We start from the raw sequence: 22,583 nt of genomic DNA, 5'->3' as shown, positions 1-22,583 counted from the left end.
TTAGCGCTCCATTTCCTGAACTTCGCTGTACCAGACGCTGCGGTTTTTCCCGCTGCGTTTGCCTGTGTAAAGCGCTTTGTCCGCGCGCTCAATGTTTCGCTTCATATCCTCACTGTCATCATATATGGAAAGCCCAAGGGTAATGGTACAGTTGAAGGATGTGTCCCCATCCACAAAGGGAAAGGCTTCTACCTCGCTCCGGATGCGCTCGCTGATCTCAAGGGCTTCCTCCTCGGTGACGGCAAAAAGCACAATCAAAAATTCTTCACCGCCCCACCGGATAACCCGGTGCCTGCGGCAGATGCTCTCCATAATATTGGAAACACAGATCAGGGCTACGTCTCCGGCTTCATGGCCGTAGCGGTCATTGACGATCTTAAAATCATCCACATCGCCCATAATCAGGACACAGCCCACATCCTTTCGATTATGGCTCTGCATTTCACCCATGAGGTCGTCCTGCACATAACGCCTGTTGTAAAGGCCGGTGAGCCCATCTCTGAAAGCCATATAGTTTAGCTTTTCCATATTATTTTTAAGCTCCCGGTTCATCCTGTCCAGCTCATCCTTCTGCTTTTTCATGCTCAGGTGCGCGACCACGCGCGATTTCAGTTCTTCATGTCCAAAAGGCTTTTTAATATAATCGCAGGCGCCGAGGGAAAAGCCCCTCATCACATCCTTATCGCTGTCCTTTGACGTGATAAAAATAATGGAGGCGTTGTTCTCATCTCTTTCCTGGAGCTGTCTGCACAGATCATATCCCTCTGCGTCTGGCAGCACCACATCCAGCAGAACCAGGTCGGGTCTGCACAGCTCCATGGCTGCCAGTGCCTCTTTTCCTGAGTGGGCTTCCTCCAGATTAATGTCTTCTTCTTTCATAATGTTTTTTATCTGCTGGCAGATCAATATACTGTCATCGACGATCAATACCGTCTGCCTGTCTACTGCGCTCATATTTTCCCCTCTTTCTACTTTTCTACAGCTGCCTTGTCTCGCGGTTTACGCTTCGGACCTCTAGCTGTCCGGTCTGTGCTGAAAATACAATGGTACGGCCATAGCTTTTTCCTGTATCCTCTGCCACAATCGGGATGCCTTCATTTTTTAAAACAGCCTTCACGGCTTTCACATTTTTTTCTCCAATACCGGTTTCAGCCTGCACCTGCTGAAACATTTCAGCGCCGCCTGCAATCTTGGCGACAAGCCGCTCCCGCTTTGCGCCACAGCCTGCCATAAGCTCCTGAATCAATCTTTTAATACCGGTATCCGCAAATTGATATACATTGCCCCGGTTGGCAGCTATTCTCTCGTAAGGCAAAAGAATATGCAGCATACCAGCCACCCTGAGCTGGCGGTCGTAAAGACAAATGCCCACGCAGGAACCTAAAGCATATGAAATCAAAACGGCCGGGCTTTTAGCCACTTTGCCATCGGCAATTCCTACAATTATTTTTTCCATTTATCCGTTTAGCACCCGAAATATTTTATCAAGCGTTTCAATCTCAGGCAAAAACAGCACATGGCTGGTAAAATCATTGCCTTCAATACTGAACTTATTTTCAATGAGCATGAGTTCATCGCTCAGATTGGCGAAGTGAATCATGGGGACGCTTAAAATAGCGCCGATCATATCACAACAGATGTCTGGTACCGATACGTGCACTTTTACCCCCATCAGCTGTGCCAGAGCATTGATATACGCGCCGCACATCACATTGCCGATCTCACAGATGGCGGAGCTGCTCATCTCATCCAGGGTTACCAGTTCCCGGTTTTCCTCGCCAAGCAAGGCGTTCAGAATATTCTTTGTAAAGGTCTCATCCAGCAGAAACATAAAAATTCCGGACAGGTCATCGCTGATTTCAAGCATGATGCCTGTTTCCAGCGTCTCTGGTCCCCCCAGCAGCTCGGGTGTGTCCTGATAGTTGACAATGCGTATCTCCGGCAGCCCCACGGAAAAGGTTTTTCCCACCATAGCCGAAAGGGCTGTGATGGCGTTGCCGGTTCCGATATTGCCGATCTCCTTAAGCATATCCTCTGAGGCAGCGTCCATGTCTGAGTATTTTATCATGTAGGATCACCACCCCTTTTTTTATCAAGCGCGGTCTCCACCGCCTGGATAATCTGTTCAGGCTTAAAGGGCTTGACGATAAAATCCAAAGCTCCGCTCTGCACTGCCTCCAGAATCATGGCTTCCTGGCCCACGGCGGAGCACATGACCACTACTGCGTCTGCGTCTTCCCTGACAATGGCCTTAAGGGCTTCGATGCCGTTCATCTCTGGCATGGAAATATCCATCAGCACTGCATCAGGCTTTTCGGCTTCATAGACCGTGCAGGCCTCTACACCATTGGCCGCTTCAAAAATCTGTGTATAGCCTGCTTCCTTCAATATTTTTTTTAACATGGCCCGCATAAAGAGCGCGTCATCTACGATTAGTATTTTATTCTGCATTCCATATCTCCTGTTTACTCAAATTCAAACTGCTCTACCAGATTTTTAAGCAGCTGGGCCTGGGCGGATAATTCCTCGCTGGCGGCTGCGCTTTCCTCCGACGTGGCCGAGTTGCCCTGTACAATTTCGGAAATAAGCTCGATGCTGCTGCGTATCTGGGTAATGGCCTCGGCCTGCTGGGTGGAGGCTTCAGATATTTTATCAACCACGCCGCTTACCTCCTGGGCCCCGTCCACGACCTTTATCAGAGATTTTCCGGTTTCATCGGCAACGGCCATGCCTTCTTCCACGCTTTCGTTATTTTTAAGTGCCAGCTCGGCAGTCATTTTAGAAGCCTCAGCAGTTTTTGCGGCCAGCCGCCTCACCTCGTTGGCAACTACGGCAAAACCACGTCCGGCGTCTCCTGCACGGGCGGCCTCGACGGAGGCGTTGAGTGCCAGAATATTGGTCTGGAATGCAATGTCCTCGATTTCCTTGACAATTCCGCTGATCTCGCTGGAATTCTTTTTGATCTGCGTAATGCACCGGATCAGTTCCTGCATCTGGGTATTGCTGTCCAGTATCTGACAGCCAACCTCATCGGCAATGCGGCTGGAATTAATGGCATCCTCGGCATTGTTCTTCACACTTTCGGATATATCGTTGATGCTGGAAGCCAGCTCCTCAATGGACCCTGCCTGTTCCGAAGCACCCTGGGCCAAAAGCTGCGCTCCGTTGGACACCTGCTCGGCGCCCCCTGCTACCTGGTCTGCACTGCTGCCGATTTGCTGCAGGGAATCCTTTAAAAGCGTGGAAATCTTTTCCATGGCCTCGTTGACTGCGATAAAATCGCCTTTGAACTGGCTGCCGGCCTTATAATTGAGCTGTCCGGCCCCGATGGCGTTCAACACCCTTTGTATTTCCTCAACATAGCTGCTGAGGGCTGCTGCGGTTTCCCGGATACTGTCCGACAGCTTTCCAAATTCGTTTTGGGAAGTGTACTCAAGATCAATTTTCAGCTCACCCTCTGATATATCTCTGGCTGCCTTCTGCACCTTCCTGATGGGCTCTGTGATGCTCCGGCTGATGAAAAGCCACATAAGGCAGGTCATGATTAAAATAACGACTGCCAGCGACACCAGAATCATCATCATCTGGCTCTGTACGCCCTGGGCGTTATCCAGATACTCCAGAACATCCTTCTCTGCCGCATTTCCAAGGCTTTCCAGCGCATTTCTGGTTATTTTGGCCTGTGGCTCATACTCGGTGCGGTACACCTCCATGGCTTTTTCCCTATTGCCCTGCTCCAGAAGCTTGATCAGCTCATCCCGTGCAGGCTTCAGGGTTGTAATCTGTTTCTCCACATCTGCAAATAAAGCTTCTTCCTCTGTATAATCCTGCTGAAGTTTTTCCAGACCGCTTTCGATGACTTTAATGTATTTTTTTGCCTCATCCAGATAAGTCTGACTCTCTGCGCCGTCAATTCCCGACGCCACACAGAGAAGGTCGCGCCCGACCCCCTGAATGGCACCGCGCATGAGCAAGGTTGAGGTGCTTACCTGATAAGGTTTGTCATAAAATTCTCTCAGGGTTCCGCCCACGCTCTTTATCCCAATGATCGCTGCCACAACGGTTACGATATAAAAGATAATGATACAGGTAAATGATAGCAGCAGCTTCGTGGCAGTGTTTAAATTTTCTATTTTCTTTTTCATCCAACTTTCCCTCTCTATAAACAGTACACATAATTGTTCACGGCTCTTATTTCAGCGATTCCGGTTTCCATCTGGAATCGGACGGTCCGGCCAAAGCTGTCTCCGGTATCCTCGGCTTTTATGGGGATCTCCCTTTCCTGAAGCCACCTGCGCGCCGCTTCAATGTTTCGCTTACCGATATTCTCACTCTCAAGCTTCTCGGCAAACTGAAAAATTTTAGCCCCGCCAATGATTTTAGCCCACAGTCTTTCTCTGGGTGTTCCCTCTGCCTCCAGCTTTTCAAGCAGGATCTCGAGGGCGGTATCGACATATTTCGGACTCCTCCCTCCGGCAGACTCTGGTCGTGCATAGCTGTCCGGGAACAGGGTATAGGCCACACCTCCTGTCTTTGACCGCTCATCATAAAGACAGACCACAATACCTGAGCCCAGGGCCCGGACGGTTAATATATCCTCATTATTTCCAATGGCCACACGGTTTGGCCGAAGCTGGCAACTGCTCATAACACTACCCCCACTGCTTCTAAAAACTGATAACTCGATTCCTGATACAGCATTAGGCCCAGGTGATTCATGCTGTTGTCCTCCTTCAGATAAAAACCGCTTTCGATGCAGACGGTGTCTTCGCCCAGGCCCATGATCCAGCTGGCCGGGTCGGTGACCATGGCGCCCAGCATGTCAATGGAGACTGCTGGCTGTGAAATATGAATTTGCTTCTCTGTGTAAGCTGAGATGGCTGTAAAATAGGAGGACGCCATGATGTTGGCAATCTCCTGAATGACTGAGAATTTATATTCGTCCATCTCATGAAAACCCGCGGGGCAGCCAATGGTTTTTAACAGCAGCTCTTTTACAAAGGGTTCGGTCAAAACAAAGAGGAGCATGCCGGAAACATCGCCATAAAAGGGCAGCAGAATCCCCATCGCACTTTTGTCTGGTTCTCCGAAAGCGTCTGGCAGTTTGGAGCACTCTAATGGCATAACCACGGGTGGCCGCCCGGTAATTTCCTCAGAGACCAGACGCGAAAGTGCCGTCACGGCGCTGCCTCCTCCTATATTGCCGATCTCATGAAAAATATCCTTTGTAAGAGCTTCTATCTCACTTCTCTTCATTGCTCATGTACTCCCTTTACAGTGATTTTTTTACCATTTCCACAAGCTTATCATTCTGGAAGGGCTTGACAAGAAAATCATGGGCGCCCATCCGGACAGCTTTTTCGATGGTGGCCTCTTGCCCAATGGCCGAACACATAATCACCCGGGTACCAGGCTCCTGCTTCAAAATCTCCGCGAGCACCTCAATACCGGATTTTCCAGGCATGGTAATGTCCAGCAGAACCAGCTTCGGCTTATGCTTTTTAAACAGGCGGATGGCCTCATCGCCGTCCTTTGCCTCAATGAACTGGCTGAACCCGCCCTCACTCAATGCATTTTTAATGATTCTGCGCATAAACATGGCGTCATCCACAATTAAAATTTCTTCCATCCTCTTCTCCTCTATCTCTTTATCCTTAAGGTTGTTCTGAAAACAGCACCATACATGCTGTTATTTTATGCGGCGCCAGCTCTATCTGGGCGCCGCCTGTCTTTTTCGCTTCGGTGGGCATGCTGCTGCTCGCGCAGCTTTCAGCCTTCTGCACAATGGTATATGCCCCGGCTCTTCGCATATCTAAAAGTCCCTGGGCGCCATCCTTGCCAAAGCCCGTCAGGATAATGCCCATAGCATCTGCCCCCGCGCAGGCCGCGGACGAAAAAAGCACGTCTACCGCCGGACGCACACCGTTTATCCGGGCGCCGTCTTCGTAGGTCAGATAATATATCCCGCCGCGCTTTACAACCTTCAAATGCCGGTCGCCTCCTGCCAGATAAACGGTACCGGACAAAACCATCTCCCCGTTTCGGGCTTCCTTAACTTTCATGGCGCAGTAAGTATCCAGATAGTCTGCCATGTGGGCAGCGAAGCCTTTGCACAAATGCTGTACAATGATGATTCCCGGTGTACTTTCCGGCAGCTCCCGGATAAGCGAAAGTATGGTTGCAGGGCCTCCGACAGAGGCGCCGATTACGATCAGCCTTCGGCTGGCTTGTTTTTTCTTCATACAGGCTGTCACCTTTCTGCCTGTTCTATTCTGGCTTTCGATAGATTGCCGCCCCGATAAATTCCAATGTTGTGAATTCTCTTGGCAGTACCTCTGCCAGCCCCACAATCAGGTAGCCCCCAGGCTTCAGACTGTTTTCCAGCCGGCTGATCATGGCTTTCTTGGAGTCCGCATCAAAATAGATCATGACGTTTCTGCACAATATCAGGTCATACCTTTTTCGGATACCCTCCGGCTCCATTAAATTCTGATTTTTAAACTGAATATCCTTTTTTAAAAGCTTTTTAATCTCAAAGCTTTTTTCATCCCTCACAGTGCAGTATTTTTCCTGCCATTTCGGCGGAAGCGTTCCCAGCTCCTTCATAGGGTAAATTCCCTGCCGGGCATGCTCCAGCGCACCTTCGCTAATATCGGTTGCCGTAATATGCGCTTCTGGCATCGCGCTGTTTTCTTCCCTGTAATCCTGAAAGATCATGGCGAGGGTGTAGCACTCCTCTCCGCTGGCACAGCCAGCACACCAGGCCTGATAATCGGCCTTGTTTTTGGCTGTGGCTGCGGGCAGAATGGTTTCCCGTATAAAGTCAAAATGTTTAAATTCCCGCATAAAGTAAGTGTAGTTTGTGGTCAGGCGGTTGATCATCTCTCCTGCCATCTGGCCGCTTTCATCGGCACGGACTGCCTTCATATAGTCCTTAAAGCTGGCAATCCCGTAGCGGTCCAGTTCGCTTCTCAGGCGGCATTCAATCAGGACTTTTTTCTTTTCCAGGTTAATGCCATATCTTCCCCGGATATAGTCTACGATATCCAAAAATTCCATTTTTCCAAGCCTGATCAATACGCCACGCTCCCCCACAATGCTGCCTGTTCCTCCAGAATCTCAGAAGATATCTCAACCTCCTCCTCGATGCGCGCACACAAAATCCCCAGTTTCTGGCCATCTGTATTTATTATTTCAACACCGCAGCGCCAGCTGTCTTCGCCTTTAAGCCTGCCGCCAGCTTCCAGACTAATATAAGGTATAGGGCCTTTTTTCCCAAGATACAGACCAATGATTCTGTCTGGAGCCTCTGGTATTTTTACTAGCTCCGGATTCATACAGACACCCTCGATTTTATCCATTGGAATAAAAAACGCCTTCTCCCCTGCTCCTATCTTGATACAAACCACATCTCTGTGGCCCGTTATGGTTTCCTGCTGCATTTTTTCCTCTCTTTATTTAAGACCAGATCATAGCCGCAAGCTGCTCGATGGGCGCCGGTTTGGCATAATAGTAGCCCTGGGCCATGTTACACCCGACCTCTTTTAAAAACTGTTCCTGATCCGCTGTCTCTATGCCTTCTGAGATCACCTCAATATCCAGTTCTCTTGCCATGTGTACGATATTGGTGACAACAACCTTTTCCCGCTTATCCATATCTGCTCTGAAAAAGTCACGGTCCAGCTTTATGATATCCACAGGAATATCCTTAAGCATACTCAAAGAAGAATAGCCTGTGCCAAAATCATCCATGGACAGCTTAAAACCTTCTTTTTTAATCTCATTTGCAATCTCCAGAATAACCGATGGATTGTCCAGAAAAGCGCTCTCTGTGAGCTCCAGTTCAATCATATCCACTGGAACACTGTACTGGCGGCAGATATCCACCAGTTCTCCTGGAAAGTGGGCTTCAAGTATATGGATTCTCGATATATTGACAGCTACCGGATAAATTTTCCTGCCTTTTTCCATCCAATCCGCCAGATCCCGGCACACCTGCTCAAAAACAAAGCGGTCGATTTCTGCAATAAAACCATTCCTTTCAAATAAAGGAATAAAAGCGTCAGGATGAACCAGGGTTCCGTCTGGCTCCCGCCATCTGACCAGAGACTCGAGCCCGCTCCAGCCACCGCTGGCCACGTCTATTTTGGGCTGATAGTACACGGTGAACTCGTTGTTTTTCAGCGCGCCCTTCATCCGGGAGGCAAAGTGTTTCTCACGGTCACGCTGACGCTGCATTTCCTTATTGAAAAAGGCATAATTGCTCTTGTGATAATCCTTAATGGAATGGCGCACCGCATTGGCGGATTCAATCATGCTTTCTACGTTTTCCTGATCCTCCTCTGCACAGACGCCTGCCATGCAGATAAAGGGGAAAAATAAAATCATTTTAGCTGAAAGCCGCTCAATTCTTTGCAGCAGCTGCTCGATCCTCTGCCTGAGTTCTTCCGGCGTTGCATAAAACAGCAGCACCACGAAGGTATCGGCCTCAACGCGTGCATAGCATTCTTCCTCTTCAATAAAGGTATGCAGCGCGCGGCCAATTTCAATTAAGACGCGGTTTCCTGTTTCATAACCGAATTCGGTGTTGATCACCTTAAAATTTTTGATGTCAAAGGTTACCACCGCGCGCTTTTCACCCTGTTCGCTGCGTTTTTCAGCCTCGAGCAAAAATTTGCTCGGGTTCCAGGCGCCGGTCAGACTATCCTTATAAGCGATCCGCAAACGGTATTTCATGGAACGCAGCTGAAGGATATTGGCAGTAATGATTTTGCAGGAAAGGGAAAAGGTCGCAATTTCCTCCTCCTGCCACAGGCGTTCCTCTTTCAAATCACAGAGTCCAATGTAGCCGGCAAAGGTTTCCTCTTCCAGAATAATGCTCTGCATCAGGGCCTTTGTTCCTCTGATGCGCTGCCGCTCTGCCATAACGCGGTTGATGATATTAAATTCTTCAAAGCGGTTGCAGACAAATATTCCGTCCTCGTCAAATTCCTGCTGATAGCTTTCAGTCATCAGGCCGGGAATCAATCTCAGGTTATCATTCATAACCAGACGGTTTGTTGTATTCCACTCATAAGTCAGTTCAAAATATTTTTTATCCGCTGTACGTTCGACCACATAGGCCTGCTCGGATTTAAAATAACGGCACAGCCTTTCCAGGGCCATCTCAATTCCCAGCTCCATATCCCGGCAGCCGAAAACAGTGTTGGTAAGCTCTGTAATAAAAACCATATCGGCCCTGCTGCTGGTCGGCTTATAAGGCGCAACCGCTTCAATCTTAAAGCCTGCTACGGCCTCTCTGAGCGCGGCATCCTCTCTCGTTATATAAAAGGGGCTGTTTTGTCTCTGCGCCTCACAAAGAGCCTTTATGGCCGTATTCCTCAGTATCTCATATTGCTTTTCGATTCCACAGCACAGGATAACGCCGATCTTTGGAGACAGGGTATGCTGTGGGCCCGACGGTATCCGGACAGTCTCAATCTGGCTGATCATTGCTTTGGACCGCTCTTCGGCATCGGCGGCGTCGCTGCACCCCAGAGCATAGACTAAAAAGGTACCATCCCCTATCCTGGCAAGCTTGTCGGTTTTCTTTAAATTTTTGCCCAGCAAAAAAGCAAGCTGCTGTAAAACAGCGTTGCCTGTGGACGGGCCATACTTTTCTCTGAAGGCTCCCCATCCTTCCAGATGGATCAAAAATAACGCGTCGCCCTCGTACTGCCCACCGTCTGCCTGATAGCTTTCAATCGATATTTTAGCGGCTTTTTCGGTACACACCTTTGTTAAAGGGTCCAGCCCGCATTTTTGTTGTTCATTCGTCATTTCCGAGTCACTTCTTTCCGTTATTCCAGTATTGCTTCACTGCCACCGGCCAGCTTTTCAAGCAGGCAACGCGTATCCAGCAGATAAGCCAGCGGTGGATTTAGTCCCTCTAAGGCTGCAACACTGTCCAGATAGTGGTTATACTTCCCCATGGCAGGCGCTTCAAGTTTATAGAGCTCTGTATCACAGATCTTACGAACTTCTTCCACCTGCTCCACTGCAACACCCATTTTCTCCCCATCTGGGCTGAGCACCAGAATATAGGGTATCTCCACAGGCTTTTCACTCAGATGGCAGGCCTGCCCCAGATCGTAAACAGGAATCTCCATTTTCCTCGCCGTCGCCAGCGACTCCACCGACACTACCTGTTCAAGTGGCACCAGAAAATAAAGCCCGCCTGTCATAAACAATACATATGCCCTTTCCATTTCGCACCACCCTGCTCTTATTATATATATCTTAATCTTACCTAATTCCAGTTCAAAAAACAAGGACTAAACCAGAACTATTAACATTATTTCGCTAATATGCCCCTGCTATGGAAATATTTTTAAGCAAATAAAAAAAACTTCAGAATAAACAATCTCTTTATTGTTTGCTCTGAAGCTATGGTATTTTTCATATTGTATGGTTTTATTCATTTTCTACATAAAAATCATCGCGCTGCCTCATTTCTCCGAACCCCTCAAAATATTCATAGGTAGCGTCGATTTTCCCTCCGCAATCATTGCACGCCATCCAAAATCCCAGCTGGTCTGTCTCCGGATGGACTCCTGAAGGCTCTTCACATTGGCACTGCTTTACTTCTTTTTCAATCATCATTTTGGGTAAAACTCCTTTCCAACATTACTACAATAAAGTTTTACCCAAAATAGCGATTTTAAAACTACTCACAGCGATTTATTTTAACGCAAATGCTTTATCAATAGCGAAGCGGCTCGTCTAAGTCTGCAAAAAACGCATTGAGCGTCTCCATTAAATCCATGGTATCATACATGATTTCATATTTATAACGCCCCATGAGCGCCATAACATAAGCGCCGTAGCCGTGCCTCAGCAGCGCCTGAAGCAGTCTCGGGGTCATTTCCATGGGGGTGGGCTCCAACTGACCGTATTTATTCATGTTCAAAAGTCCCGCCTCCTCTATAAAATCCATCATTTCATCCAGTGCCTGGGCGTTTTGTTCCGGCATTTCTCCCTGAGCACCGCTCAGATAGCCCGCCGCCAGCGTTTCAAAGGCAGTCGGCGGAACGGGCACTCCATGGTTCTGCTCAACCATGAGCTGGCTGGCTTCATCCAAAAGGCTCATACCGGCAGACTTCAGATAAACCAAATGCATTAAAAGGTAAAAGAGATAGTCGAAGCGCATCCGGGCAACGGTGTTGATCAGGGTCGTGTCGGTATCGTTCAATTCGGGTATCATCGCCAGGATAGGCTCGTGAAGGGTACTCAGCCGTTTATAAAGGATCACGGCGATCTCGCCGTTCAGGCTTTCGTCACCAGTTTCAAAAGCATCCTGCGCCACTGCCATTTCCTTAAAGGCCTTTTGCTTAAGGGATGGGTTTTCAAGCATCAGCTCTGCGCAGCGTCTGACATACTCGCCGTAAAAGGGCTGGGGCTTTTTCGGTATCTTCTGTTCAACCTCGCATTTGCGCATTCTCTGTTTTGAATTTCTGGTGCCTTCGTTGTAAATGTCAAAGTACAGCTTCCTTTTTTCCCCATAAATCTGCCACCAGCCAAACTCAAAACGCTCAAACTGGTCATACAGGTAGACATAGCTTGTCTTATCGACACTCAGAGGCTCCTCCAGCATCATTCCCCAGCTTAAATCAGCCTCTATTTCGCCAAATACCACATTGCAGTAAAAGTGATGAAAGCCATCGGAAAGGCAGCGTCCCAAAGGCCCGATATCTGTAATATTATAGGATTCTGTATCAAAGTCCACATCGTCGTACAGGCAGCGGGTCATCAGGTCGTAGGTTTCCCGCACCACCTCAAATACCATACCATGCTCAACCTCGTCCGAGTCATCACCATAATAGGACAAGGCATCCTGACGCATGCTGTCAAAATCCAGCCGTTTGGATGGCAGCAGCTCCATCAGCTTTTCCCACGCCGCATCCCGCTCTGCAAACGTGGCCTGGCTGTCCCGGCACTGGGCGACAAGTCCGGCAAACTGAGGATCTCTCATGGCAAGCTTCATCTGTGTTTTAACGACCGGGCACCGCTCCTCCTGTACCACCAGAATATGGGCGGCAATCCTCCTGATTTTATCCGATGCTTTCTTACTCAATTCAAACCTTATCATATTACTCTCCATTTAATTATGTGGTGCTTTCATTATATTATGCTTTCTTATAAAAGGCAACGGTTTAATAAAATAAAGCGCTTCCTTCCCAAATACAGGGAAAAAAGCGCTTATGAGATTACTCTTTATTCAAATACAACGATGGCTTCACTGTTCTTAATGCGAAGCGCCGCAGTTTCGAGAATTCTGAAATAGTGGTTCAGGTTAACCAGCTCTAAGTAGGCCGCGGCCAGATCCTGGCCGACTGCCAAATCCATGTACTGGGCTTCGGCACAGACCAGAACGGCTTTTCCGGCCAATGCGTTTGAACGGTAAATCCGCCCATCCAGCAGGCTCTTGATACGGTCAATTTCCATGACGCCGGTTCCCGGCTGAATCCGCTGAAGCTTAAAAAAGAGATCTGGCCCCATGACCAGAGCAAGACGGCCGAGCATATCCTTTTCCACCAGCATGGAAGCGCCGGCGGCGACATTGGCAAAAGCGTTCTGTCCTTCTGCCCAGTCGTCCATCTTAATGGTATTTCTGCCGGGTACGGTCAGCAGACCGTCTGCGCCCAGCGCTTTATTACCAAAGAAAATCAGTTGATCCTCAGCCTTTGCGCTGGCCTGTGCCGCGCGGGCCGCTGCGGAAAGATCTATCGGCACGCCGGTTCTCTCGCTGGCTTCCAGGTCTCTCCAGAATAACGGAAAGTCCTCATACAGCTGTACCAGCTCCACAAATTTTCGTCCTGTGGTCTGCACCACACCGTCCTCAAAGTTTTCATCCTTGTCACTGCTGTCAACTGCAACTGACTGGGCGCCTGGGCCAAGGGGACCGTAAAGCGGCAGGAATCGGCGGCCGACCAGATACTTCTTCAATGTCTCGACAATGGTCGTGTCAATCTGTTCCCAAAGGGCGTCGCCAAAGGGCGCGGCTTCTCTTGATAAATAATCCATACGCCCCCTCCTAATCTTCAATCAGGCTGCCGACTGTCGGGCCTTCTGCTGTCTGGGCTTCACTGCTGCCCGATTCAATACCGAGCTCTTCCAGCATTTCGTGAACTTCCTCAGCACCTTCCTCAAACAACTCAGCCTCCACAGGGTCCAGATAACGCAGCAGCGTTGTCAGTTCACCCATATGGGCCTTTTCTTCATCACGGATGTCCTCTAACACCTTTTTAGCGACAGGATCGTCTGTCGCCTGTGCATGGGCATCGTATAAATAAATCGCTTCAAGCTCTCCCGCTAAATCGAGGCGGATGGCCTGAGCCAGTTCCTTCTTAGTCATTTTTCGTTCCACATTTGCTGCAAATGGATCTCCAAAAGATGGCATAAAAATTCAACTCCCTTCTAAAATAATTATACTTTAGAATCATTATAACATACTCTTCCCAAAAAGAACAGTTAAATATGGCTAACTTAATATTATTTTTTGATAAGCAAAAGACCCCTTCCAGTCGGAAGGGGCCCGTTATCTTTCTATTGTGTCTGTGACGCGCCAGTTGCCTGCTGCAGCTGGTTCAATACATCCTGAAGCTCATTGAGCTTACTGCCGTAGCCAGCCCAGTCGCCTGATTTCTGCGCGTTCTGGGCTTCCTGAAACAGCTGGTTTGCCCGGATCGAAAGATCCGCCGCGCTTGTGGAGGTGCTGTTGTTCGGCGTCGCCGTAGAAACAGCGGTATTGGCCGATGCCGGCGCTTCGCCTGCGTCATAGTTAAAAATCTGGCCGAGGGCCTGGTTCAGGGAATCTGCCATGACGATCTCGTTCTGGTAGCTCACAATCACCTTTTTGACCTCTGGCAGGTTATTCTCACCAGCGCTGGCCTGAATATAAATCGGTTCAACATAGATGATGGCATCTTCGATGGGAATGGTCATCAGGTTCCCGCGCAGCACCGTGGAGCCCTGCTGGCTCAGCAGTGTCAGCTGCGGGGATATGGTGGTATTCTGGTCGATCCGCTGCTCGATCTGCATGGGGCCGTAAACCAGCTGCTGTTTGGGAAACTGGTACAGCAGCAGCTGTCCATAATCGTCCCCGTCCGATACCCCAGCCAGCCAGGCAATCATATTGTCCTTGTTCCTAGGGGTAAAGGTCGTTGTCAGCATAAACTCAGTCTGGCGGTCCGGCAGCTTCATAATCGTATAGGACGAGTCAATGGGCACCTCCTCCTTGGACGAGCCAAAGAACTGATTGGCGGTTTCCCACTGGTCCTCGCGGTTATAGAATACCTGAGGGTTGCTCATGTGGTAGGTTTTATAAATATCGGACTGGATGTCAAACAGGGTTTTGGAGTAACGGATATGCTCTTTCAGGCCCTTAGGCATCTCAGAAATATCTTTGACCAGTCCCGGGAAAATCTTGCTATAAGTTTCAAGCACAGGCTCATCGTCTACCTTATAGAAGGTGACGTCACCATTGTAGGCGTCCACCACTACCTTTACAGGGTTTTTGATATAGTTCTTGCCTGTGGTTTTGTCATAAGGCTGGGCGTATGGGTACTTGCTACTGGTGGTAAAACCATCCACAATCCAGTACTGCTTGCCATCCGCCAGCGCCATGTAAGGCTTGTTGTCATACTCTAAGAACGGCGCGAGCTTGGACACTCGATCCATCACATTCCGGTTGATGAGAATTTTACTGTCTGAGGTAATTTCACTGGTCAGCAGCATCTCAGGAGAACCGTAATACAAGGCAAAGGAGAGTCGGTTAAGCAGTGACAGCTTAATACCGCCAGTGCCTTCGTAATAGGTCTCTTTATTGTCATCCCCTTCCGGATAGTCAAATTCCGGATTAGCCGCGTTGGTGACCACATATTTGTAATCCCCTTCACCGAAGTAAACCCTTGGCTGTTCGATTTCAAGGCTCTGGGTATCTGTCACAGGCGGAATGTCCTTGACGATAAGCTCTGGCTGCCCTACAGAATTGGTTTTATTTACAGGTGACATGGCAACACCAAAGCCGTGGGTATATTTCAGGTGCTGGTTCACCCAGGTTTTCGCATCATCCGGCAGAGCCGAATTTTCCATTTCACGCGTTCCCAGGAATACCTGGGTATATTTGCCGTCTACAAAATAACGGTCCACATCCACGTCGTAAAACTTATAATAGTTTCTGATCCCCTGCAGGGAATTGTACATATCCTTGGTTGGCTTCTGATCATTGATGGGGATATTGCTGATGGTCGCTTCATTTTCCTGAATATCCTGGGCGGTAATGCTCTGGGTCGGTGAAAAATCCTTGATGGTTACCTTATCCAGGCCATAAGCCTTTTGCGTACTGGCGATATTCTTTTCAATGTAAGGTGCTTCCTTTGTATATTGGTTTGGCACAACCGACAGGTATTCGTAAGCTGCCTGTCCCACGCCGCCCAGAAGAGCCACGATAATCAGAAGCACCGGACCGGCTACCATCATCTTGTAATTCTTGCGGAATCCCGCAATCACAGAGGTAACCGCCAGAACCAGACACAGGGCAATCTTCACATAAAGCACCTTCATGCCAATGGTGATATCCGAAGCGCCCGCTCCGTAGACCATTCCCGTTCCGCCATAGAGCATTTCATAACGGCTGATAAAGCTGCTGAAAGCCAGAAGCAGGAAAAATATTCCCAAAAATACGCCAATCTGCTTGGAGGCCAGGGTCAGAAAAGTGGTAAAAATATCCTTGGCGCCGCTCTTAAAATCGTCCATACTCTGGGCTGTCTGAATCCGAAAATCTTTTTCCCGGTACATGACAAAAACAGTATACAAAAGCGTCAGAATGACCATGCCAAAGAAGCAGGTCATGACCACACCATAAGCGCCCTTTAATAACGGCAGTGTAAAGAAGTAAAAGGACAGGTCCTTTCCAAACAGCGGGTCTGTCGAGCCGAAATCCGTGGCATTGGTAAACTGAAGAATTTCAGACCACAGGCTGTTCGCTATAAAACCGGTAATTACAGCCGCTGCCACCACTGACAGTACTGCACCAATGGTTTTTTCCCGTTTTGTTCGCACTGCCTGGGTAATACCCAGGTAACGTTCCGAAATCTTTTTTAAGAATTTCAGGTAGAAGAAGAGCAGCACCAGCAGCACCACAAATACCGGTGCACCGATCTGCGCTTTAGTGACCAGCTCCTTAAAAAAGACGTTGAGATAACCCATTTCACTAAACCAGAGATAGTCTACGTAAAAATGGTTGAGGGACAAAAGAATCGCGAGAACGACCACTACGGCCACCACGACTGTCCAGAAGGCTTTTTTTCCTTTTTTCATTTTCCTTTTCCTTTAAATATAGAAGTTGTAGGATATTATACCACAGATTGCGTACATCCACGGCCATCTTAACAAAATCTTTATGCTATGCTTAATGGATTTAAGCTGTTTTGGCTGGCCTCGGGATAATCTTCCTTATCTTCACGGCAAACACGGCCACTGTTGATACCACCGCAATAAAATCCGCAATGGGCTGTGCCAGAAAAACCCCGGTCATTCCAAGGCCTGTCACCCGGGGGATAATCAAAATCAGCGGAATCAGCAAAATTAATTTTCGCAGCATGGCCAGAAAGACCGAAACCTTGGCCTGTCCCAGTGACAGGAAGGTCTGCTGGCATCCGGTCTGCAACCCCATAATACCGATGCACATCATGAAAATGCGGATCGCCCAGACCGTCAGGCTGGAGAGCTGCGGGTCGGTTGTAAAGATAGCGATGACCACCTCTGGAAAAAATTCCACAATGGCCCAGATTATCATGGAAAGTGTAAAGCTGGCTGCAATCATCAGATGGTAGGCCTTGCGCACACGATCGTAGTTTCTGGCTCCATAATTATAAGAAATAATGGGCTGCCCACCCTGGGTCAGTCCCATGAGCGGCATAAGTCCCAGCTGGGAAATACTGCCGATTATGGTCATAGCGCCCACAGCCAGGTCCCCGCCGTAAAACTGAAGTGAGGCGTTCAGGGTAATGTTAAGCAGACTCTCGGTGGACTGCATGATAAAAGGCGATATACCAAGAGAAATGATCCCCACCACGTACTCTTTTTTAAGACGCATTCTGGAAGGCTTAATTTTGATGGTGGTTTTTTTGCCTATCAAAAAACGGCAGACCCAGATGGCCGAAACCGCCTGTGAAAGAATGGTTGCCAGTGCGGCGCCCCGAACGCCCATGCCAAATACAAAAATAAAAACCGGGTCCAGAATAATATTCAGCACCGCGCCGATGAGTACAGTCAGCATACCGGTTTTTGCGAAGCCCTGTGTATTGATAAAAGAGTTCAAACCCAAGGTCGCCATCACAAAAATGGTTCCGCACAAATAGATCGTCATGTATTGAAGCGCATGCTCAATGGTGTTTTCACTGGCGCCAAAAGCCATGAGCAGCGGCCGCTGAAAGATCAGAAAGAAAGCGGTAAGCACCACCGACAGAATGAGCAGCAGCGTTGCCGCGTTTCCCAGAATCCCCTCAGCACTATCCCGGTTCTTTTCTCCAAGATGAATGGCTGCCAGAGGCGCGCCCCCCATACCGATCATCGCCGCAAAGGCTGTAATCAGCATAATAATGGGAAAGGTGATCCCTACCCCAGTCAGGGCCATAGGGCCAACCCCTTCAATATGGCCGATATACATACGGTCAACAATGTTGTAAAGGGCATTGATAACCTGAGCCACAATGGCTGGCAAAGCCAGCTTGAACATCAGCCTGCCTACCGGCATGGTCCCCAGTTCCGTGTTTTTTTCATTGTCCATAATTTAATTTTTTACCTCTTACTATTGAATTTCAAAATCGAAATAAGTGTTGGGATAGGGCTCGTTACTCAAAGTAAAATGCCACCATTCCTGAAAAAACGGCTCAAAGCCGCAGGACAGCATCAGATATTTCAGCATCATGCGGTTACGGCTCTGAATCGCTGTAAGATCCGTATAATTACTGTAGGAGCTTTCCTCAAAGTAGTCAAAAAAGCCCCCCATATCCAGCTCCTGGCCGTTACGCATATCCACTACCGTCAAGTCCACTGTACTGCCCCGTGTATGGGTCGAACGGGCAGCAATAAAGCCTTCGTCAAAAACCTCTGCCTTGGTAAAATCCGGATAGTGGCGGGCCTTGGTTATGCCGGTTTCCGGCCTGTCCTTCCACCTCAAAAAATGCTCTACAGCTCTCTGAGGCCGGTATCCGTCATACACCCGCAGGCAGTAGCCCTTGGTCATCAGCTTACTCTGCGCTGCCTTCAACGCCTCGGCCGTCTCCCTGGTTATCAGGATAATGGGGGCATTGTAGCCTTCAATCCGTTCGCCGACAAAGTTATCCCCAGAATAATACTTTACATCTGTTTCAATGGTTGGTATATAATCCGCTACATCCACAAAATTGTCTGGACGCACGGTTACGAGTTCATGCATAATTAATTCCTTGTTTTTCAGAAGTTTAGTGTTTTGAGCACACATCCCACATCGTTTAATTGTACCCGATTTAAAGCATTTTGAAAAGGGGGTTCCTCTATTGTCTTAGATGACTTTATTTCTCTTTTTTATAACGCGCACTAAAAAGGAGCCCTGAAGGACTCCTGAATTTGTTATCATTTTTTAAATTGCGCTTCATCCAGTTCCAGAACCCTGCAGCCATTTGTAAACACCTCGGCCTTTGTCAGGCCGCAGTCCATCAAATAGCTCAGCTCTTCTCTGGAGGCCTGTCCATGTATCACGAGTGACGCGCCTGCGTCACTGCCCAGGGCAATGGTCACACCTGCCACGTGGGCCTTTCTCACCTGAAGCTTATGCCCGGTAAAATAGCGCTGTGAAACCTCCCGGTACCGGGAAAGCGGATGGCTTTCATCGCAGCTTGCGATATTGGCAAAAGGCGCCAGTGTCGGTACCCAGACAATATCTTTTTCTTTCATCGCCGCGATGCAGTCTGCATCAATGCAATATCCATGTTCAATGCTGTCTGCCCCGGCTTCAATGGCCATCATAATGCCCTTTGGCGTATTGACATGCACCATCGTCCGCAGTCCGGCGTCATGGGCCCGGTCAATCAGATAGCAAAGCTCCGCATCTGTAAATTCCAGACTGCCAGCCTCCCCAAAATGGTCAAAACTCATAATTCCTGACTGGATAATCTTAATAAAATCAGGCCTGCGTTTGAGCAGCTGATCCATCTTTTTACGGCAGGAGTCAAAATCGGTAATGGCCTCTCCCAAAAAATCTCCGTAGTGACCTGTTTTATACAGGGCCACCAGCGGTGTTCTGAAAATAATACCAGCATCCTCAGCGATGGGCTTAAAAGCAGTGCCCGCACCATAGGCGTCACCGCCGTCACGCAGCGCTTTGACATTGTGCTTGCGGTACCGCGTTGCCAGTGACGAAAACCAGCCCTCCCGCTCCGGTGTATCCTCAGACATCAATCCTTTTTTCAGTTTACCAAAACCGCTTAAAGCGCAATGGATATGACAATCAATGACCATTTAAAGAAAAACCTTATTCAGCAATTGCCGCTTCGTATTCAGCTGCGTCTACCAAGTCTTCAATACCTTCATCATCTGTGATCTGAACCTTAACGATCCAGTTTGCATAAGCGTCCTCATTAATCGCTTCTGGTTCGTCATCTAAATCCTGATTGGATTCAAGAACTTTAAAGGCAAATGGTGCTTCCAACGGAGAAGCTTTCTTACCGGATTCAACAACTGAGAATTCATCCCCGCGTTCAAATTCGTCGTCTTCATCTGCCAGCTCTACGAATAAAATATCGCCCATTTTATCCTGTGCGAAATCCGTAATACCAATGGTTGCTACATTATCATCGACTGCAACCCAAAGATGTTGTTCCTTGTCGTATTTTAATTCCTGTGGTACGTTCATGGTTTTTTCTCCTTAAATATTGTATATTTTGACTTTAATATATCACGATAACGCCATGAGTTCAAGTTAAAAAAGAACTCTCTTTTAAAAAAGACTCTCTTTTTGAGAGAGCCTCCAGCGTGTCAAAAAACCAGAGCGACGAAGCCTTTTACCTAAGGAAGAAAAAGCGTCCTGCGGGCACCGCCCTCACAGGGACAGCTTTTTTACTAAAGTGGACGCTTCATCTCACCAGTGTCCGGCTATTCCAGTCGTGCGACACGGTTCCTGGCCGTTTACCGCAGTGCCTGGACCTTTTTGCTTATCTGGATAAAAGGCGCAGTCTCGGGCTGCGCCACTTCTTTGACAGCCTGAAGGCTCTCATCTTGAGAGAGCCTCATTTAATTATTTATGAACGGATTTTCCGTGTACGTCGTGCAGTGCTTCCATCAGTGCTTCGGACAGTGACGGATGCGGATGAATAACATCGCCAACCTGTTCAGCGGTCAAGCCTAAATGTACTGCCAGACTCAGCTCAGCCAACAGGTCGGTTGCGTGTGGTCCGACAATGGAAGCGCCAACGATCACGTCATTGTTATCCACAATGACCTTTACAAAACCCTGGATTTTGCCAATGGCCTGTGCCTTACCTAAAGCTCTGAAATCAAAGGTTCCAAGTTTATATTCGACGCCCTTCTTTTCACAGTCCTTTTCAGTTAAGCCAACGCCAGCGACTTCTGGCTCGGTGTATACACAGCGCGGTACCGCGGCATAAGCCACATGCTTGTCTGCACCCATGGCGTTTTCAACAGCGACGATCCCTTCTTTTGAGGCAACGTGCGCCAGTTGAGCTGTCGCAACGATGTCCCCAATGGCGTAAACGCCGGGGACGGAGGTTTCCATCTTGTCATTGACAACAATACGGCCACGTTCATCCACTTCAACACCGGCATCCTGTGCACCAAGATTGTCCACAAAACTGCGGCGGCCAATGGCAACCAGCATAATTTCAGCCTCAACGGACTTGCCGTTAGCTAAAGAAGCTTTAACACCATCGTCAGAAACTTCAACTTCAGCCACACCTACGCCGGTGTGCACCTTGATTTTATCCTTTTTAAACTGACGCAGAAGCTGTTTGGAAACATCCTTGTCTTCGTTTGGAAGGATCTGTTCCAGCGCTTCCACAATGGTTACCTTTGTGCCCATGCGGCTCAGGAACTGGCCGATTTCACAGCCGATAACGCCGCCGCCAACGATAATAATGGATTCCGGAGCTCTTTCCAGATCCAGCACTTCGTCAGAGGTGATGACCTTTTTTCCGTCATATTTGAACATTCCTGGGCTTACCGGAACAGAACCGGTGGCCAGGATAATTTTGTCTGTTTCAACAGTTTCGGTTGAACCATCTTCTTTGGTAACTTCAACGGTATTTTTATCAACGATTTTGCCCGTACCTTTGATCAGGTTTACCTTGTTTTCTTCAAACAGGAAATGGATCCCTTTGATCAGGCCGTCTTTTACTTTATTTTTGCGGTCTACAACGGCTTTGTAATCAACGCTGACAGTGCCGTCAATGTTAATGCCAAAATCCTTAGCGCTTTCAACAGTTTCCAGAACATCGGAGGCTGCCAGAAAAGCTTTTGTCGGAATACAGCCACGGTTTAAACAGGTACCGCCGACTTCATCTTTTTCAATACAGGTGACTTCTGCACCCAGTTTTGCAGCCATAATAGCAGCTTCATAGCCGCCCGGGCCTGCACCTATTACAGTAATTCTCATTAGTTCACTACTCCTATAAACCAGCTATATCCAGAATCTTCGGTACGTTTTCTTCTGCGCCGATCGCCATAATATGAGCGCCGTCACATACGCCTTCTTCCTTCAGCTGAGCTACAAATTCTCCGGCAATCTTGATACCCTCAGCAGCTTTGTCTTCAGCTTCGGTCAAACGTTCAATTAAAGCGTCTGGTACAGAGATTCCAGGCACGCTGCGGTTCATGAATTTTGCCATACCGGCAGATTTAAGTGGAATGATACCAGCCAGAACATAGCAGTCCATGTCCTTGGTCAGTTCTTTAAATTCGCGCATAACTTCAATATCAAATACACCCTGTGTCTGGAAGAATTTGGCGCCAGCTTTGATCTTATTGCGCATTTTGATCAGCTGTACTTCAACCGGATCAAAAACAGGGGTAACACAAGCGCCCAGATAGAAATCCGGAGAGCCCTGTAGTTCATTGCCGGCTAAATCCTGGCCGCTCATTAGTACTTCAGCTGTCTGAAGGATGGATACAGAGTCCATTTCAAATACCGGTTTAGCTTCAGGATTGTCGCCAGTAGTGGTATGGTCACCCGTCAGTGCCAGCATGTTTTTAATGCCGAAATGACCTGCGGATAACATTTCACCCTGGATGGCAATACGGTTGCGGTCACGGCCAGTCATCTGTAAGATCGGTTCAAGCCCTTTTCTTTCAAGCTCAACACACATAGCCAGTGAGGAAGCCTTGACAGCGGCAGACTGGAAGTCTGTAACGTTAACGCCCTGCACACGACCCTTTAACAGGTCGGCAATTTCTAAAATGTGGCTGAAATCAGTCCCTTTTGGTGGTGCCATTTCTGCAGTAATCGCAAATTTACCGGCTTCTAATGTCTGTTGTAATAAACTGCTCAT

24 protein-coding genes are annotated in these 22,583 nt (G+C 48.4%); all 24 read right to left on the bottom strand.

Annotated elements, in window-relative coordinates:
* The 24 genes from B2M23_RS04960 to B2M23_RS04845 all read right to left on the bottom strand — a co-directional run bounded on the left by B2M23_RS04960 (position 1) and on the right by B2M23_RS04845 (position 22,583).
* The gene (locus B2M23_RS04960) at positions 1-954 is read right to left on the bottom strand and encodes a GGDEF domain-containing response regulator (protein ID WP_038351845.1); all 954 of its coding nucleotides are present in this window, start codon (positions 952-954) and stop codon (positions 1-3) included.
* Between the two features lie 22 nt (positions 955-976).
* Positions 977-1,456: a chemotaxis protein CheD gene (locus B2M23_RS04955; protein ID WP_038351846.1), complete on the bottom strand. Its 480-nt coding sequence runs from the start codon at positions 1,454-1,456 to the stop codon at positions 977-979.
* Positions 1,457-2,068, bottom strand: a complete 612-nt coding sequence (locus tag B2M23_RS04950) for a chemotaxis protein CheC (RefSeq protein ID WP_038351847.1) — start codon at positions 2,066-2,068, stop codon at positions 1,457-1,459.
* Positions 2,065-2,451, bottom strand: a complete 387-nt coding sequence (locus B2M23_RS04945) for a response regulator (protein ID WP_038351848.1) — start codon at positions 2,449-2,451, stop codon at positions 2,065-2,067. The genes B2M23_RS04950 and B2M23_RS04945 overlap by 4 nt, the downstream gene beginning before the upstream one ends.
* Positions 2,452-2,465: 14 nt before the next feature.
* Positions 2,466-4,145 (bottom strand): HAMP domain-containing methyl-accepting chemotaxis protein, encoded by a 1,680-nt coding sequence (locus B2M23_RS04940; RefSeq protein WP_038351849.1) that lies wholly within the window; start codon positions 4,143-4,145, stop codon positions 2,466-2,468.
* A gap of 14 nt (positions 4,146-4,159) precedes the next feature.
* Positions 4,160-4,648, bottom strand: coding sequence for a chemotaxis protein CheD (locus B2M23_RS04935; protein ID WP_052237177.1), 489 nt, complete (start codon positions 4,646-4,648; stop codon positions 4,160-4,162).
* A complete protein-coding gene (locus B2M23_RS04930) occupies positions 4,645-5,256 on the bottom strand; it encodes a chemotaxis protein CheC (protein WP_038351850.1) in 612 nt (203 codons plus the stop codon). The genes B2M23_RS04935 and B2M23_RS04930 overlap by 4 nt, the downstream gene beginning before the upstream one ends.
* 16 nt (positions 5,257-5,272) lie before the next feature.
* The gene (locus B2M23_RS04925; RefSeq protein WP_038351851.1) at positions 5,273-5,629 is read right to left on the bottom strand and encodes a response regulator; all 357 of its coding nucleotides are present in this window, start codon (positions 5,627-5,629) and stop codon (positions 5,273-5,275) included.
* Positions 5,630-5,654: 25 nt separating this feature from the next.
* On the bottom strand, positions 5,655-6,242 hold the full coding sequence (locus B2M23_RS04920; RefSeq protein ID WP_052237178.1) for a CheB methylesterase domain-containing protein: 588 nt from the start codon (positions 6,240-6,242) through the stop codon (positions 5,655-5,657).
* 25 nt (positions 6,243-6,267) lie between these two features.
* Positions 6,268-7,077: a CheR family methyltransferase gene (locus B2M23_RS04915; protein WP_038351852.1), complete on the bottom strand. Its 810-nt coding sequence runs from the start codon at positions 7,075-7,077 to the stop codon at positions 6,268-6,270.
* Positions 7,074-7,442: a chemotaxis protein CheW gene (locus B2M23_RS04910; protein ID WP_038351853.1), complete on the bottom strand. Its 369-nt coding sequence runs from the start codon at positions 7,440-7,442 to the stop codon at positions 7,074-7,076. Before B2M23_RS04910 ends, B2M23_RS04915 begins: the two co-directional genes overlap by 4 nt.
* 16 nt (positions 7,443-7,458) lie before the next feature.
* Complete coding sequence (locus tag B2M23_RS04905) at positions 7,459-9,819, bottom strand: bifunctional diguanylate cyclase/phosphodiesterase (RefSeq protein WP_038351854.1); 2,361 nt, start codon at positions 9,817-9,819, stop codon at positions 7,459-7,461.
* 20 nt (positions 9,820-9,839) lie between these two features.
* On the bottom strand, positions 9,840-10,247 hold the full coding sequence (locus tag B2M23_RS04900) for a chemotaxis protein CheW (protein ID WP_038351855.1): 408 nt from the start codon (positions 10,245-10,247) through the stop codon (positions 9,840-9,842).
* Positions 10,248-10,452: 205 nt separating this feature from the next.
* Positions 10,453-10,641, bottom strand: coding sequence for a hypothetical protein (locus tag B2M23_RS04895; RefSeq protein ID WP_038351856.1), 189 nt, complete (start codon positions 10,639-10,641; stop codon positions 10,453-10,455).
* A 100-nt stretch (positions 10,642-10,741) separates the two neighbouring features.
* Positions 10,742-12,127, bottom strand: a complete 1,386-nt coding sequence (locus B2M23_RS04890) for a BrxA family protein (RefSeq protein ID WP_038351857.1) — start codon at positions 12,125-12,127, stop codon at positions 10,742-10,744.
* A 125-nt stretch (positions 12,128-12,252) separates the two neighbouring features.
* Complete coding sequence (locus tag B2M23_RS04885; protein WP_038351858.1) at positions 12,253-13,062, bottom strand: family 1 encapsulin nanocompartment shell protein; 810 nt, start codon at positions 13,060-13,062, stop codon at positions 12,253-12,255.
* 10 nt (positions 13,063-13,072) lie between these two features.
* On the bottom strand, positions 13,073-13,438 hold the full coding sequence (locus tag B2M23_RS04880; protein ID WP_038351859.1) for a demethoxyubiquinone hydroxylase family protein: 366 nt from the start codon (positions 13,436-13,438) through the stop codon (positions 13,073-13,075).
* Between the two features lie 146 nt (positions 13,439-13,584).
* A complete protein-coding gene (locus tag B2M23_RS04875) occupies positions 13,585-16,359 on the bottom strand; it encodes a UPF0182 family membrane protein (protein ID WP_038351860.1) in 2,775 nt (924 codons plus the stop codon).
* Positions 16,360-16,459: 100 nt separating this feature from the next.
* Positions 16,460-17,830, bottom strand: coding sequence for an MATE family efflux transporter (locus tag B2M23_RS04870; protein ID WP_038351861.1), 1,371 nt, complete (start codon positions 17,828-17,830; stop codon positions 16,460-16,462).
* A gap of 21 nt (positions 17,831-17,851) precedes the next feature.
* A complete protein-coding gene (locus tag B2M23_RS04865) occupies positions 17,852-18,481 on the bottom strand; it encodes a M15 family metallopeptidase (protein WP_038351862.1) in 630 nt (209 codons plus the stop codon).
* 176 nt (positions 18,482-18,657) lie between these two features.
* Positions 18,658-19,479 carry an amidohydrolase family protein gene (locus B2M23_RS04860; RefSeq protein WP_242945872.1) on the bottom strand — a complete coding sequence of 274 codons (822 nt, stop codon included), beginning with the start codon at positions 19,477-19,479 and terminating at the stop codon, positions 18,658-18,660.
* A 76-nt stretch (positions 19,480-19,555) separates the two neighbouring features.
* The gene (gene gcvH, locus B2M23_RS04855) at positions 19,556-19,936 is read right to left on the bottom strand and encodes a glycine cleavage system protein GcvH (protein WP_038351864.1); all 381 of its coding nucleotides are present in this window, start codon (positions 19,934-19,936) and stop codon (positions 19,556-19,558) included.
* Between the two features lie 381 nt (positions 19,937-20,317).
* Positions 20,318-21,691 carry a dihydrolipoyl dehydrogenase gene (gene lpdA, locus B2M23_RS04850; RefSeq protein WP_038351865.1) on the bottom strand — a complete coding sequence of 458 codons (1,374 nt, stop codon included), beginning with the start codon at positions 21,689-21,691 and terminating at the stop codon, positions 20,318-20,320.
* 13 nt (positions 21,692-21,704) lie between these two features.
* Positions 21,705-22,583, bottom strand: a complete 879-nt coding sequence (locus tag B2M23_RS04845) for a methylenetetrahydrofolate reductase (RefSeq protein ID WP_038351954.1) — start codon at positions 22,581-22,583, stop codon at positions 21,705-21,707.

The sequence above is a fragment of the Eubacterium limosum genome, from assembly GCF_000807675.2.
GTDB lineage: Bacteria > Bacillota > Clostridia > Eubacteriales > Eubacteriaceae > Eubacterium > Eubacterium limosum.
Note: the sequence above shows the minus strand (reverse complement) of the source record. Positions and strands in the feature narration are given on the sequence as shown.

Bases quoted from the DNA above. Each gene is read 5' to 3' on its own strand.
- B2M23_RS04960 (WP_038351845.1), bottom strand. From the start codon at position 954: ATGAGCGCAGTAGACAGGCAGACGGTATTGATCGTCGATGACAGTATA.
- B2M23_RS04955 (WP_038351846.1), bottom strand. From the start codon at position 1,456: ATGGAAAAAATAATTGTAGGAATTGCCGATGGCAAAGTGGCTAAAAGC.
- B2M23_RS04950 (WP_038351847.1), bottom strand. From the start codon at position 2,068: ATGATAAAATACTCAGACATGGACGCTGCCTCAGAGGATATGCTTAAG.
- B2M23_RS04945 (WP_038351848.1), bottom strand. From the start codon at position 2,451: ATGCAGAATAAAATACTAATCGTAGATGACGCGCTCTTTATGCGGGCC.
- B2M23_RS04940 (WP_038351849.1), bottom strand. From the start codon at position 4,145: ATGAAAAAGAAAATAGAAAATTTAAACACTGCCACGAAGCTGCTGCTA.
- B2M23_RS04935 (WP_052237177.1), bottom strand. From the start codon at position 4,648: ATGAGCAGTTGCCAGCTTCGGCCAAACCGTGTGGCCATTGGAAATAAT.
- B2M23_RS04930 (WP_038351850.1), bottom strand. From the start codon at position 5,256: ATGAAGAGAAGTGAGATAGAAGCTCTTACAAAGGATATTTTTCATGAG.
- B2M23_RS04925 (WP_038351851.1), bottom strand. From the start codon at position 5,629: ATGGAAGAAATTTTAATTGTGGATGACGCCATGTTTATGCGCAGAATC.
- B2M23_RS04920 (WP_052237178.1), bottom strand. From the start codon at position 6,242: ATGAAGAAAAAACAAGCCAGCCGAAGGCTGATCGTAATCGGCGCCTCT.
- B2M23_RS04910 (WP_038351853.1), bottom strand. From the start codon at position 7,442: ATGCAGCAGGAAACCATAACGGGCCACAGAGATGTGGTTTGTATCAAG.
- B2M23_RS04905 (WP_038351854.1), bottom strand. From the start codon at position 9,819: ATGACGAATGAACAACAAAAATGCGGGCTGGACCCTTTAACAAAGGTG.
- B2M23_RS04900 (WP_038351855.1), bottom strand. From the start codon at position 10,247: ATGGAAAGGGCATATGTATTGTTTATGACAGGCGGGCTTTATTTTCTG.
- B2M23_RS04895 (WP_038351856.1), bottom strand. From the start codon at position 10,641: ATGATGATTGAAAAAGAAGTAAAGCAGTGCCAATGTGAAGAGCCTTCA.
- B2M23_RS04890 (WP_038351857.1), bottom strand. From the start codon at position 12,127: ATGATAAGGTTTGAATTGAGTAAGAAAGCATCGGATAAAATCAGGAGG.
- B2M23_RS04885 (WP_038351858.1), bottom strand. From the start codon at position 13,062: ATGGATTATTTATCAAGAGAAGCCGCGCCCTTTGGCGACGCCCTTTGG.
- B2M23_RS04880 (WP_038351859.1), bottom strand. From the start codon at position 13,438: ATGCCATCTTTTGGAGATCCATTTGCAGCAAATGTGGAACGAAAAATG.
- B2M23_RS04875 (WP_038351860.1), bottom strand. From the start codon at position 16,359: ATGAAAAAAGGAAAAAAAGCCTTCTGGACAGTCGTGGTGGCCGTAGTG.
- B2M23_RS04870 (WP_038351861.1), bottom strand. From the start codon at position 17,830: ATGGACAATGAAAAAAACACGGAACTGGGGACCATGCCGGTAGGCAGG.
- B2M23_RS04865 (WP_038351862.1), bottom strand. From the start codon at position 18,481: ATGCATGAACTCGTAACCGTGCGTCCAGACAATTTTGTGGATGTAGCG.
- B2M23_RS04860 (WP_242945872.1), bottom strand. From the start codon at position 19,479: ATGTCTGAGGATACACCGGAGCGGGAGGGCTGGTTTTCGTCACTGGCA.
- gcvH (WP_038351864.1), bottom strand. From the start codon at position 19,936: ATGAACGTACCACAGGAATTAAAATACGACAAGGAACAACATCTTTGG.
- lpdA (WP_038351865.1), bottom strand. From the start codon at position 21,691: ATGAGAATTACTGTAATAGGTGCAGGCCCGGGCGGCTATGAAGCTGCT.
- B2M23_RS04845 (WP_038351954.1), bottom strand. From the start codon at position 22,583: ATGAGCAGTTTATTACAACAGACATTAGAAGCCGGTAAATTTGCGATT.